This window comes from Bradyrhizobium iriomotense, from assembly GCF_018129405.1.
Lineage (GTDB): Bacteria > Pseudomonadota > Alphaproteobacteria > Rhizobiales > Xanthobacteraceae > Bradyrhizobium > Bradyrhizobium iriomotense_B.
The window spans coordinates 133,568-146,672 of sequence record NZ_JAFCLP010000022.1 but is presented as its reverse complement, the minus strand read 5'-3'; the positions used below and the strand labels follow the sequence as shown (position 1 = coordinate 146,672).

The following is a 13,105-nucleotide window of genomic DNA, read 5'->3' as shown; positions in this document are numbered from 1 at the left end:
GTGCTCCTTGTCTTTGGCGCCCCTTGCCAGCTTCGCTTGCTGGCGGGGCAGGAGCACGGCCGGACCATCCCATTAGCCGACGCGAGACCGATCAACCGGTGACGCGGGACCCGATCACGATCACCATCATCGGCCGGTGAGCGCTGTGTTCACCAAGTGCTCGCTATTTGCTTGAAAAGATCAGCACTTGCTTAAGGACCTACCGGCGCCCTCGCGGGGGGACGCGCATCTAAATCCGACTCAAGAAGAACGTCTCCAGTTTGCCTTTGCCCTTCACCTCAACGCTGCCGCGTGGCTCGAGCGCAAAGGGACCGACGAGGTGGCGGGCTATATCCTGGGACACGTGGATGCGATTGGGTAGAGAATAGGCCTCGAGCCGGCTGGCGACATTTACGGTGTCGCCCCACACGTCGTAGAGGAAGCGGTGCGCGCCGATGATGCCGGCAACCACGGGACCGGAATGTATGCCGATGCGGATTTGCAACGACCAGCCGAAATGCCGGTTGACGCGGTCTAGCCGATCGATCATGCCGAGCGCCATTTTCGCGATCGCCGCGATCGCATCGGGGTTCGGATCGGGCAAGCCGGCGACAGCCATGTAGGCATCGCCGATGGTCTTGATCTTCTCGACACCGAGCTCGCGCGCAAGCGCGTCGAATTCCGAGAACAACCGGTTCAAATACTCGACCATCGCTGCAGGCGTGACCCATGCCGAGTGCTCGGTGAAGCTCACCAGATCGGCGAACAGAACGCTCACGCCCTCGAAGCGGTCGGCGATCATGACTTCGCCGTGGTTCAGGCGGCCTATCACCTGCCTTGGCAGGATTGTCAGCAGCAGCCGCTCAAACTTGGTGGTCTCCTCCTCGATGCGGCGAAGATACTTCTGCTCGCGGTCGCGCCAGCGCTTCTTGTGCAAGCAAGCATTGATCCGCGCGCGCAGCAGGACCGGATCGAACGGCTTCGGCAGATAGTCCTCGGCCCCGGCCTCGATGCAGCGGACGGCGCTCTCGGTCTCCGCCAAGGCCGTGATCATGATCACCGGAATGCGGCGCAGCCGCTCATCCGCCTTCATACGCACCAGCACGTCAAGCCCGTTGATATCGGGCATCATCAAATCGAGCAGGACGAGGTCGAACTCATCGTTGGCGAGCGCCTGCAGCGCCTGCTGGCCGCCGGCCACCGAAGAGACGCGATGGCCGTCGCGGGTCAGCCGGCGCGACAGCAGGTCGCGGTTGGCCTCGATATCGTCCACGACGAGGATAGAACCGGTTTCGGTGACAGCATACGGCCGGACCGGCCCGAGGCTGCGCATCAGGTCGCTAACCATGACCGCGCCGGTCTGATCGGGAGCCAAGCTCGTCTCCTCGACGTCAACCGAGAATCGCACGATGCGATCGAGACGCAGCAACAGGTCGGTGGCCGCAGCCAGCAGGCGATCGAGATCCGCCCGCAGGGAATCGCCTGAAAAACTGGCTGCATCCTCGCGCAGCATCTCACCATAGCCCTTGATCGCGTTGAGCGGCGTGCGCAGCTCGTGACGAAGATCCTGTTCTTGCGTGGTGGCCGCTGAGCCGGGCGGGCTCTTGGCGCGATCGCCATCCATCAGCCGGTCGACCTTGCCGGCGAGATCCCGGGCTGCGCTGAGGATACGGTTCATATCGGGGAGGATGTCCGAGCGCCCGTTCCGGGACGCCTCTTCGTCCAGAATCTCGGCGTAACCGAGCAAGGCGTTGACCGGGGACTGCAGTTCCTGGCGAAGGTGGGCAAGCTGAATGCGCCAAGCGCGCGCGCTGTCGGTGTCAATGATGCTCATGGCCGATCCGCGTGCGCCCGGTGTGCCGGGGCACCAGCTCGTCAAGCGCCGCCAGCACGGCCTTGCCGCTGTATTCGCCCTTGTGCACCAAATGCTGTACCTGGCCGTTGAGGCGCGCGCGATCCTCGGCGGTCAGCGTCTTCGCCGTGACGACGATGACTGGGATGCGCCGCCAGCGGGCTTCGGCGCGCAGTCGCGCGATGAACTCGAACCCATCCATCTCCGGCATCATCAGATCGAGCAGAATTGCATCGGGTGAAGCCTCATTCAAACGCTCAAGACCAATCCGACCATTCTTTGCTTGCGTCACCATGCAATCGATCTGCCTCAAGGCGCGCCCCATCAGCTCGCTGGCCGACGCGTCATCCTCGACTATCAGCACGTGTCGTGGCGCGCCCCTTGGGCAGCACTTTTCCACCGCGCTGACCAGTCTGTCGCGATCGATCGGCTTGACCAGGTAATCGGCGGCGCCGAGCGAGAAGCCAATGCCCTGGTTGTCGACGATCGTGACCATGATCACAGGAATTTCCGCAAGTACCGCATCTTCTTTCATGGCGCTGAGCACGGCCCAGCCATCCATCTGAGGCATCAAAGCGTCGAGCGTGACGACATCGGGGTGCAGCGTACGGGCGAGTTGCATTGCCTCCTCGCCATTGGCAGCCACGCGAACGGCATAACCGCCGCGCTGCAGGTGTCGGCGCAGCAGCTCACGCGCATTGGGATCATCGTCGACCACGAGAACGATCGGCGCATGCTCGGGCTCGGCAGCCTGCGGACCCTCGAAACGCTTATCTGCCGCCGAGACTGTAGTGTCCGATGCAGCGCGTGTTACCGCCGGCAGACGAACCACAAACGTTGTCCCCTTGCCGGCTTCGCTGATCAGCGTCACGTCGCCGCCCATCAGCCGGCAGAAGCGCTTGGTGATGGCGAGGCCGAGCCCAGTACCACCATAGACGCGGGTCGTCGAGTCGTCCGCTTGAGTGAAGGCCTCGAACACCTTGGCCTGCTGATCTGGCGTCATGCCGATGCCGGTATCGCGTACCTGGAACTCGATCCATTCGCTAGCCGCATTCGTATCACGCAGCACGGTCAGCGTTATCGTTCCGTTCCGCGTGAACTTGCAGGCATTGCTGAGAAGGTTGAACAGGGTCTGCCGCACCTTGGTCAGATCGCTGTGGATCGTGCCGATCTCGTCAGCACAGTTCACCACCAGAGCGTTGCCGGTCTTCTTGGCCAGCGGGGTGACGGTCGCCGCGACGCTATCGATCATGGGGCGGAGCTCGAATGTCTCGAGATAGAGCGTCATCTTGCCAGCTTCGATCTTGGAAAGATCGAGGATGTTGTCGATCAGGCCGAGCAGATGCTTTCCGGCATCCTGAATCTTACGCAGGTCCGCCATCTCCGAGTCACGGCCGGCGCTCTGGGCGTCCTCGAACAGGATCTCGCTATATCCGATGATCGCGTTCAAGGGCGTGCGCAGTTCATGACTCATGTTGGCTACGAAGTCCGACTTTGCGCGCGTCGCCTGCTCGCTCGCCCAGATCGCCTTGTGCAGCTCGCCTTCCATGCGCTTGCGGTCGCTGATGTCGGCGAGGCCATTGATCATCGCCGGGCGCCCTTCGAACTCGACGCGCTGCGAAGCTATGAGCGCCCAGAACTCCTCGCCTCCAACCCGCTTGAGCAGCATCTCCATGCCCTCCACATGGCCGTACTCGGTGAGCGCGCTGATGAAGCGCTCACGATGTTGCGGGTCTGCGTAGAGGGTTTTCGCTTGCAGGCCCAGGGCGGACGAACCTTCGAGCTCGAACATTTCGCTGAAGCGTTTATTGGCATACCGGATGATCCCATCATCGAAGGTGACGATCGCCACCGCCATCGGCGCAGCCTCGGCAATGACACGCAGCCGCTGCTCGCTCTCCTGGATCGCCTGCTCCGCCTTCTTCACATCGGTGATGTCGGTGTAAGTCGCGACGGTGCCGCCGTCGTCGGTCTTGCGCTCGTTGATCTGGATCCAGCGCCCGTCGGAGCGGCGTTGCACATGCGTGCCCTTGGGATCGCGATGCTGAGCGAGGCGGTGCTCGATCCAGGCCTCGACGCGCCCCTCCGCGTCGCGGATCTCACCGCTTGCGGTCGCGTTGCGGAGGATTGTCTCGAACGATACGCCCTGATTCACGACATTGATGCTGGCGGTGCCGTGCATGTCCCGGTACCGCCGGTTGTATATAACTAGCTTGTCGTCGGCATCGTAGAGCGAGAAACCCTCGGAGATGCTCTCGATCGCGTCGACCAGCCGGCGCTGCGCCTCTGTTGCCTTGTCGCGTGCCTCCGACAGCTCCTTCGAGCTCAGCTCTTGCGAGCGCTCGACCATCGCCCGATCGCTATCGAAATCGGTGTATGCGGAATCGACGGCTGCCACGAAAGACTGCAACGCAGCCGGTACTTCGCCCTCCACACCGAGGTGCTTTCTGAGCTGGCGTCGGAGCAGCCTGTGCATCTGTGCCCTATGACCGTTCAGTCCTCGGCGAAAGTTGTAATTGTCATGGTTTGATTGTGCAGGCGGCAGTCGCCACCATGTATGAAGGGGCAAAGCTCGCCGTACGAGTAGAACCCGGAAATCTTCGCATCCGCCCCGAAGACATTTCGAATTGCTTCGATTTCTTCCTCGGTGCGCTGCTTCATCACGAGCTTACGACCGACGCAGCTCACCAGAATTGCAAGGTCCGGTCGCCTGTCGCCGAGCCCGCTGAGACTGGCCTTCGCAGCAGCGGTCGCGCCGTCGACCAGATCGTCGACATTGGTCTTCATCAACTGCGCCGTTCCGCCCTGTGGGATGTCGCCCGCGAACGTCATTGACTTTTTCTGCTCGTCCACAGACAGGACGGTTCGGACGACACCCTGGCCGCCCTTTGCCTCGGTAACCAGGATAGGAAAAAGCAAGGCAGAGCTTGGCAACTGGTCGGCGTGTGGGCCCAGGTACGATTTATAGAGATCGAGCGCCGAACGCTCATCCAGCTCATAGAGGACGTTGCCTTCGGCCCGTGTGATGGTGCGCAGGGGCCCAAATGGCTGCCAGCCGCCCATCGATCCGTAGCCAATGCGCAAATCGTCGCCATACAGACCGACCGCTGCCACGCGCTGAGGGCCTGCGCCACCGTCGGCAATGACCCAAGTCTCGGCGAAGTTGGTTCCGTCTCCGGAAAGGCCGCCAGTTATCGAAACACCTTCTGAGACGCCGCTGGCGAGACCGCGCGCCAGGTCGGAGCCGTTGACGTGCAAACCGTCCGAAAGCACGAACACGTGGCGCAATGAGGCGTCGTTCAATTGCTGCGCGAGCTCCTTGCCGACGTCGTAGCTTGCCTTCGCCTCACCAATCGTAGCGGAGGCGAACCGCAGTCGCGTATGTTCGAAGTCTGCAAGGGTGGCACTCACAGAGTCGTCGACGACTACGTCGCCGATAATCTCGCCGGAAGTCGAGCAACCAAGCATGGCGGCCCCTTTGAAGTGGTTGCGCAACTCGCCCACGAGGCTACCTGCCTGCATCAACGACCTAGCACCGAAAACGAACACGACACTCTGACGTCCGACGTCGCCAGATGGCAAATTCGGCCGCCACCCGTCACTTTGGGACCACTTGTACTGAGCCGTTTTCATGAGTTGTTTCCTCTCGTCATCTGTCCGGAACTTGTAGGTCGTCTACTGTCCCGCAGCCGCGAGTAGTGTTTCAATCTTTCCCAGCAGCCTCTTCAGCTCGATCGGCTTTGTGTCGTAGTCGTCGCAGCCGGCCTCGAGGGCCTTGTCCCGGTCGGTCGCCATGGCGTGCGCCGTCAGCGCGATGATGGGGATTTTGCGTAGCTCAGGCGTGGCCTTGATCTGGCGCGTCGCCTCCCAACCGTCGATCACCGGCAGGCTCATGTCCATCAAAATGAGATCGGGCCTGTCGCTCGTCGCCATTGCCACGCCGCGCGCTCCGTCCTCGGCAATGGTGACCTCGTAGCCGCCACGGACCAGACGCCGCGAGAGCATGTCGCGGTTCATCTCGTTGTCCTCGACCAGCAAAATTTTGGGCATTGCACAGCCTCGAACCGGACTGTGAGCACTGCTTGCCGGGATAACCCGGGCCTCAATAGACGCCTGAAAATTCAATCCTATCACTCAAGCCTACCTGTCGCATTACGAAAAACGGTGGATAGTGGCGGCGATAGAAGAATTCCAAGAGTTCTATAAGATCATACCGCCTCCAATGAGGTGTGGTTCCTTGTGTAGCATCTCGTCATTCAAGACTGTGCGTAAGCGGGACTGCCCTAAGTCGGCAGCCCCCATTGGGCCAAACGTGTGACGTCACCTACTGGCCCCAAGCCAGCCACCGCGCTTTGCGCCATCGAACCGGCTTCTTGCATCCCAGCGGCATCGTTCTAGCGGCGCGGCCGGCTTTCGGATATCACCCCCATCCGCCCTTTTTGAATCTCGCAGAGGAATCTAAAATGGCAGGAATGCAAGCTGGGCTTGTTGTAATAACAGCGCTGCTGCTGTCAGGTTCTGTCGCCGAGGCGCAGCAGGCGGGCAAGCCCTGCGCCGGCGATATCAAGACACTGTGTGCCGGCATTCAGCCCGGTGAAGGCCGGATCAAGGCCTGCATAGAATCGCATTTGACCGACCTATCGCCAACCTGCGAAGACCGCGTGCTCACGGTGGCGGTGACCGGAAAGGTATGCAAGGCCGATGTTGCGAAGCTATGTGCCGGTATTGTGCCCGGCACCGGCGGCATCAGAGCCTGCATAAAATCGCACATGGCAGAGGTGAGCGATTCCTGCAAGGATGCGATGTCGCAGGCAGCGGCAGGCAAGAAACCCTTTGGGCGTGGGGATCTTTAGAAGTCGTTGTCCGCGAGCGCGCCCCACCAGCGGTGATCAACGAAGCGCTCACTACAGTGAGCTTGGCTTTCAAATGATGCAACGCAGAGACCGCCATGCTCCGATAGTTGTAGGGCCTCGGACGTCGGGTTTTGGCCCTGAGCCGAACGAAGCTGCACCTTGCTGTGACGTCGGCTCTCGGTCGTAAACCGGACGCAAAAGTCGCGCTTGTGTGCTGGCGGGAAGATGCTCAATCGACACACATGGCCCAATCGGCCCGGCGTCCGTTTAGTCGACACTTGTCCCGGAAGGTTCATGCACGTAGCCGAACCCGTCCTTGACGTCATCGGCCCGACGGGTCGCCTCACGGCTGCGGACCTGTCTCCTGCGATGGCCGAGAAGGCGCGCCAGCGCCTCGGCCAGTCGAGAAACGTGTCGGTCGCAGTGGAGGATGGGCAGGCACTTTCATTCCCGGATGGAAGCTTCGATGCGGTCGTGTGCAGTCTCGGACTGATGTTCTTCCCCGACCCGCAGCGCGGCCTCGCCGAATTCCATCGCGTGCTTCGCCCCGGCGGGCGTGCCGCTGTTTCAGTGAACACGGTGCCGGAACGGTCCTACAATACCCGTATCAACCTTGCGGTTGCCCGCTACCTGCCATCGCTGGCGGAGGCTGCCGCCCGCGTATTTGCGCTCGGGGACGAGATGAAATTAAGATCGCTTTTTGAGGACGCAAATTTCAGGGATGTGGAGATCATTCTGCAAGCCACGGTTTTCACGCTGCCTTCGTTTGACGCCTACTTCGGGCCAATCGAAGCGGGCGCAGGATCGGCAGGGCAAGCATTCATATCCCTGCCGGCGGGCGTCCGCCGCGCCGTGCGCGAGGAGCTCCGCCGCGAACTTGGCGATGCCGGTGGACCCATCGAGCTGGAAGTCGAGTACAGATTTGCAAGCGGACGACGCTGAACGACCCGCCCTGCGCGAGATTTGACAGGGGACGACGGCATCACTCTTTGACTTCGGCGCGCCTCTCAAGTTTGCAGGCTGGAGAATCGCGATGATCGAGAGACCGCAGCGGCAGCCACAAACTTCTCTCGCTCGTGATGCGGGGGACGATGAAGCTCCATCTGCACACTCGGCGGACGGTGAGGATCAGAACGCGTTCTATTATGCGAATTGTTGCCTTGGTGTCTTTCCTGTTGACCCGGTCGATCTTCACGATTTCGCAAAAGGGCAACTCGTGGCTTTGGCGATTTTTATTCCGGTCGCGATAGCGCTTTTCATATTTTCTGCTTTGTAAGGAGCTTCGCGCCCGAAGCGGACAGCGAGCCGGCAGCCAGCGGGCCCGAAGCGTCGCTTTGGAACGACGGGGCAAATTGCGGGAAACCGGCACTTGGCGGGTGAAATCCGTACCCTGCCGGGCTTCCCCTGGCGGCCCGCATGCCCTATGACGCTGCAACGCAAAAATCCCCCCAAAAGACCCCATGATCCGCCTCGACAACGTCAGCAAGCAAGCCGGCCACCAGATCCTGTTCATCGAAGCCTCCGCGGCCCTCAACAAGGGCGAGAAGATCGGCCTTGTCGGCCCGAACGGCGCCGGCAAGACCACCCTGTTCCGGATGATCGCCGGCGAGGAGCTGCCCGATGAGGGGCAGGTCTCGACCGATCGGGGCATCACGATCGGCTATTTCAACCAGGACGTCGGCGAGATGTCTGGCCGCAGCGCCGTGGCCGAGGTGATGAACGGCGCAGGTCCCGTCAGCGAGGTCGCGGCCGAGCTGCGCGAGCTCGAGGCCGATATGGCCGATCCCGACAAGGCCGATGCGATGGACGAGATCATCGCGCGCTACGGCGAGGTGCAGCACCGGTTCGAGGAGCTCGACGGCTACGCGCTCGATGGCCGGGCGCGCGAAGCCCTGTCCGGTCTCGGCTTCAGCCAGGAGATGATGGACGGCGACGTCGGCAAGCTCTCGGGCGGCTGGAAGATGCGCGTGGCGCTGGCGCGGATTCTCCTGATGCGTCCCGACGTCATGCTGCTCGACGAGCCGAGCAACCATCTCGATCTCGAAAGCCTGATCTGGCTGGAAAAATTCCTGCACGACTACGAAGGCACGCTGCTGATGACCTCGCATGACCGCGAGTTCATCAACCGCGTGATCTCCAAGGTGATCGAGATCGATTCCGGCTCGCTCACCACCTACACCGGCGATTACGAATTCTACGAGCAGCAGCGCGCGCAGAACGAGAAGCAGCAGCAGGCCCAGTTCGAGCGCCAGCAGGCCATGCTCGCCAAGGAGATCAAGTTCATCGAGCGCTTCAAGGCGCGCGCCTCCCACGCGGCTCAGGTGCAGAGCCGGGTGAAGAAGCTCGACAAGATCGAGCGGGTCGAGCCGCCGCGCCGGCGCCAGAGCGTCGCGTTCGACTTCCCGCCGGCGCCGCGCTCGGGCGAGGACGTTGTCGCCTTGAAGAACGTCCACAAGGGCTATGGCGCCAAGCGCATCTATGACGGCCTCGATTTCATGATCCGCCGCAGGGAGCGCTGGTGCGTGATGGGCGTCAACGGCGCCGGCAAGTCGACATTGCTCAAGCTCGTTGCCGGTGCGAGCGAGCCCGACCAGGGCACGGTGGCGTTAGGAGGCAGCGTCAAGATGGGCTATTTCGCCCAGCACGCGATGGACCTGCTCGACGGCGAGCGCACCGTGTTCCAGTCGCTGGAGGACCAGTTTCCGACGGCGGGGCAGGGCAGCTTGCGCGCGCTCGCCGGCTGCTTCGGCTTCTCCGGCGACGACGTCGAGAAGCGTTGCCGCGTGCTCTCGGGCGGCGAGAAGGCGCGGCTCGTGATGGCAAAAATGCTGTTCGATCCCCCGAACTTTCTGGTGCTGGACGAGCCGACCAACCATCTCGACCTCGCCACCAAGGAGATGCTGATCACCGCGCTGGCGGATTTCGAGGGCACCATGCTGTTCGTCTCGCATGACCGGCATTTTTTGGCGACGCTGTCGAACCGCGTGCTGGAGCTGACGCCCGAGGGCATCCACCAGTATGGCGGCGGCTACACGGAATATGTCGCGCGCACGGGGCAGGAAGCGCCGGGGTTGCGGTCGTAGGGGCTGGCCCCCGGATTACGCTGCGCTCCATCCGGGCTACAAGAGCGCCGACTGGATTCCGTAGCCCGGATGGAGCGTAAGCGTAATCCGGGATTCCTACCACACGCGTGGTCGTGCGCTGCGGATGGTCTGGCCCCGGATTACGCTGCGCTCCATCCGGGCTACAAGATCGCCGACGGGATCCCGTAGCCCGGATGGAGCGTGAGCGTAATCCGGGATTCCTACCACACGACGCGGTCGTGCGCTGCGGATGGTCTGGCCCCGGATTGCGCTGCGCTCCATCCGGGCTACAAGAGCGTCGATGGGATCCCGTAGCCCGGATGGAGCGTGAGCGTAATCCGGGATCACTCTCCGCGTTCACCGAAGTTGCCGTTGATCTCGCCGCTGCCGCCCCAATCGGCGGGGAGGATGCCGGCACGAACGTAGCGATGGAGCGAGGAGTAGGGCCAGTCGATCGGTGACGCGACGAGGCCGTGCTTGACGGGATTGAAATGGATGTAGTCGGCGCATCGTTCGAAATCCGCATCGTCGCGAATGGTGTGCTCCCAAAAGCGCCTTTGCCACAGGCCGAACTCGCCGCGATGATTGCGAACGACAGGTACGCCGGAAGTGACAAGCCGGTGCGTGAACAGGCTCTTGATGCGTCGCCATCGACCGGAGAAGTCCGAGTCATTTTCTGGCAACGTCATGATGACGTGGAGATGGTCGGGCAGGACCACGATCGTGTCGATCGTGAACGGTTTTTCGATTCGGGTCGTCTTAAATGCTGCGCGCAGCTGCGCGACGTGGTCGACCAACGCGGATGATCTTCGATCGTCCAGCGTCGCGGTGAAGAAGTAGGCGCCGCCGGGTACGAAATTTCGCCGATAGCGAACCATGCGAGAGTTTCCCGGATTGCGCTTCGCTTCATCCGGGCTACAACCAAATCGAGAGAGTTGCAATGGAGGCGCCGGGTCGCGGAGCTAGATCAGCTCCTCATCAAGGCGCGCAGGTCGGCTTTTGATCGTTTGACGATGGCTCGGCGAGCGATTTTGCGCGCTCATGGAATGATGATCCCCAGGCTTCGCCCCGCCGCCACCGGCCGGACGATGCCGTAGCCGTAATCGTAGTTCGGCACGGCGCCGCCCTGGGGCCGCGCCGTTGCCTTCAATACCGCAATCATGGTTGCCGGATCCGTCGCCGTCGGTGGCCGCAGGGTTCGCAGCGCCGCGACGCACCCGGATGCGACGGCGCATGACGTCGACGTTCCCGTATCCGGCTCGAAGCCGCGCGGGCCGCGCTGGATCTTCGAGCCGAGAAACTGCGTATAGGCGGTGATGTCGGGCTTCTGCGGAGGCATGCCCGCGATAGACGGTCCTTGCGAGGAATAACAGACGCGCGCGTCGAGGATGTCGCAACCGGCGAGCGTCAGCACTTCGTCGTAAGCGTTGGCGCCCATGATCATTCCCTCCGTCCGCTGCAGACACACGGCATTGGGGCAGCCGCCGCCGCAGTTGCCCGCGGCAAAGACCACGTCGGCCCCGAATGCCGTGAGCAACCAGACGTACAGTCTGAAGGGGTGATTGGGATTGTCGATGTAGCGCTGGGGATCACCGGGCGGAAAGTCGTCGAGGCTCGGATGGAAGATGCCCCAGCTATTGTTGACCACGAGCGCGCTCTGCGGGATGGCCCCAGTGACCGCCCAGCGCCAGATCAGGGTCAAATAACCGCGCATCATTTCCCCGATCGTCGCACTGACGGTGTGCTCTCCGGCCGGACGCCCCAGCAGCAAGGGATAATCGAGCAGCGTCACGTTCGGGGCAACCGCGAGCACGCCGTAGGCGCACATCGTGCCGTGTCCGATGCGATGGAAGCCCGGCTTCGTCGCCACGGTCGGTGGCGTCCACGAATTGCCGTCATTCAGGTCCGGTTCGAAGCCGAACCGCTTCGCAAGATGTGCCTTGCAGATGCCGGTATCAACGATGGCAACGGCAACACCCGCACCATAAAGGCCGTTGTGCTGCAGCGTCGCGGTGTTGAGGTCCTGCCGAACCGTGTCGGTATCGCCCGTGGCCTTGTTGGCAGGGGGTAGAGTAAGGCCGCCGCGCACGTCAGGATCCAACCAGACCGGCTCGCCGTTGTTGAAACCCGGCTTGGCGAGGCTCACGGGATCAACGTAGGCGCGGATCAGGAATTTCTTCGATTTATCGAGCGCGAGGAGTGAGGACGCTTTTTCGCCCCTGTCCCTGATCGAGACTGCAGGTCGTTGATCGGCGCCATCCCAGATCGGCAAGGCGCCGAACTCATCGTCGATCAAAAAGTCGGTCGCGGCGTTCCTTTGAATGTATTCGCTCATCGTGCCGGCCGGACTATCGCCCTTGAGCAGGTCGTTTGCCGCCTTCACGAGCAAGCTATTCTGATTACGCTGCGCCAGCACCCGGACATAGCCGCTGCCCAATTCCCAAGGCGTCATGGTTGCCTCCGCTGCCGTGGTCAGGTTGCGCGTGGTCTCACTGCCATTCGGTCTTCGCGAGTTCGAACGTGGCCGCGTAGAACTTGCAAGCCTGCAGGAAGGGCCTTATGGCGACCGCGGCCCTGGCGCCTGCGTCGATGTCCTCGCGATAGTGCAATCCTGCGATCATGCGGTTCATCCCGACTCGCGCCGCCAATGCGCGCAACGGCTCCTTGTATTGAGGCAGCAGGTCGGCCAGGCATTCGGAGGTGAGCGTGCCGATGAGCGCGTGTCCCGCCGGATAGGCCGGGTGCCCCGGGACCTGGACCGGCGGATACAGCGTCGGGCAGACCTGGCTTGGTCGCGGCTGGTACCAATAGGGTGGGGCGGTGGCACCAGGCGGGTTCGAATATTGGAGCTTGAGCGCGACCATCGCAAACTCACCGACCCGGGCCATGATCTTCATCAGCAGGAACGTGTGCGGGTGGGACGTGGCGGTGATGTTGAGAAGCTGCAGCCAGCGCATCTGAAAATTCTGGTTCTCCTCCACGATTTCGCCGAGCGCTTCCGGCCGCTCCGCGACCGCCAGCACCAGAACCTCGTTGATCATCTTCGCAGTGACCGGGTAGGTGGGCGGTGGCAGCGCGACCGCCGCCTGCCAATACTTGCCGTCAACCTGCTGCGACAGAAATTCCGGCAGGATCGCTATGGCGCGCAGATCCGGATCCCATTCCGCGTCTCGGAACTTGGCGCTGTAGTCCCGAGTGATGGCGATCTCGGCAAGCGGCCGATCGGCGCGCATCGCGAACACGGGCGATCCACCGCCGCCCGAGCCGCCTGACCAGTTTCCTCCGAACCAATTGCCACCAAACCAGTTGCCTCCGAACCAATTGCCCCCCATGACGGG

11 protein-coding genes are annotated in these 13,105 nt (G+C 62.3%); 4 read left to right on the top strand and 7 right to left on the bottom strand.

The annotated features are described in order from the left end of the window. Nucleotides 1-229: 229 nt before the first annotated feature. From JQ592_RS32300 to JQ592_RS32285, 4 genes are all read right to left on the bottom strand, one after another. On the bottom strand, nucleotides 230-1,813 hold the full coding sequence (locus tag JQ592_RS32300) for an adenylate/guanylate cyclase domain-containing protein (protein WP_211406761.1): 1,584 nt from the start codon (nucleotides 1,811-1,813) through the stop codon (nucleotides 230-232). Beyond that, on the bottom strand, nucleotides 1,800-4,229 hold the full coding sequence (locus tag JQ592_RS32295) for a hybrid sensor histidine kinase/response regulator (protein WP_211406760.1): 2,430 nt from the start codon (nucleotides 4,227-4,229) through the stop codon (nucleotides 1,800-1,802). Before JQ592_RS32295 ends, JQ592_RS32300 begins: the two co-directional genes overlap by 14 nt. 95 nt (nucleotides 4,230-4,324) lie before the next feature. Next, on the bottom strand, nucleotides 4,325-5,464 hold the full coding sequence (locus JQ592_RS32290) for an FIST signal transduction protein (RefSeq protein WP_211406759.1): 1,140 nt from the start codon (nucleotides 5,462-5,464) through the stop codon (nucleotides 4,325-4,327). Between the two features lie 42 nt (nucleotides 5,465-5,506). Next, the gene (locus tag JQ592_RS32285; protein WP_211406758.1) at nucleotides 5,507-5,881 is read right to left on the bottom strand and encodes a response regulator; all 375 of its coding nucleotides are present in this window, start codon (nucleotides 5,879-5,881) and stop codon (nucleotides 5,507-5,509) included. Nucleotides 5,882-6,294: 413 nt separating this feature from the next. Between JQ592_RS32285 and JQ592_RS32280 the strand changes: the two genes are divergently transcribed. The 4 genes from JQ592_RS32280 to JQ592_RS32265 all read left to right on the top strand — a co-directional run bounded on the left by JQ592_RS32280 (nucleotide 6,295) and on the right by JQ592_RS32265 (nucleotide 9,767). Beyond that, nucleotides 6,295-6,684, top strand: a complete 390-nt coding sequence (locus JQ592_RS32280) for a hypothetical protein (RefSeq protein ID WP_211406757.1) — start codon at nucleotides 6,295-6,297, stop codon at nucleotides 6,682-6,684. Between the two features lie 225 nt (nucleotides 6,685-6,909). Next, nucleotides 6,910-7,626 carry a class I SAM-dependent methyltransferase gene (locus JQ592_RS32275; protein ID WP_283816211.1) on the top strand — a complete coding sequence of 239 codons (717 nt, stop codon included), beginning with the start codon at nucleotides 6,910-6,912 and terminating at the stop codon, nucleotides 7,624-7,626. Between the two features lie 91 nt (nucleotides 7,627-7,717). Then, on the top strand, nucleotides 7,718-7,960 hold the full coding sequence (locus JQ592_RS32270; RefSeq protein WP_211406755.1) for a hypothetical protein: 243 nt from the start codon (nucleotides 7,718-7,720) through the stop codon (nucleotides 7,958-7,960). A gap of 184 nt (nucleotides 7,961-8,144) precedes the next feature. Then, complete coding sequence (locus JQ592_RS32265) at nucleotides 8,145-9,767, top strand: ABC-F family ATP-binding cassette domain-containing protein (protein WP_211406754.1); 1,623 nt, start codon at nucleotides 8,145-8,147, stop codon at nucleotides 9,765-9,767. Between the two features lie 344 nt (nucleotides 9,768-10,111). Here JQ592_RS32265 and JQ592_RS32260 read toward each other — a convergent pair whose 3' ends face one another. The 3 genes from JQ592_RS32260 to JQ592_RS32250 form a co-directional block, all read right to left on the bottom strand. Further along, a complete protein-coding gene (locus tag JQ592_RS32260) occupies nucleotides 10,112-10,645 on the bottom strand; it encodes an REP-associated tyrosine transposase (RefSeq protein WP_211406753.1) in 534 nt (177 codons plus the stop codon). A 161-nt stretch (nucleotides 10,646-10,806) separates the two neighbouring features. Next, nucleotides 10,807-12,219, bottom strand: coding sequence for a S8 family serine peptidase (locus JQ592_RS32255; RefSeq protein WP_211406752.1), 1,413 nt, complete (start codon nucleotides 12,217-12,219; stop codon nucleotides 10,807-10,809). A gap of 37 nt (nucleotides 12,220-12,256) precedes the next feature. Then, nucleotides 12,257-13,099 (bottom strand): phosphatase PAP2 family protein, encoded by an 843-nt coding sequence (locus JQ592_RS32250; protein ID WP_246820813.1) that lies wholly within the window; start codon nucleotides 13,097-13,099, stop codon nucleotides 12,257-12,259. Nucleotides 13,100-13,105 lie beyond the last annotated feature (6 nt).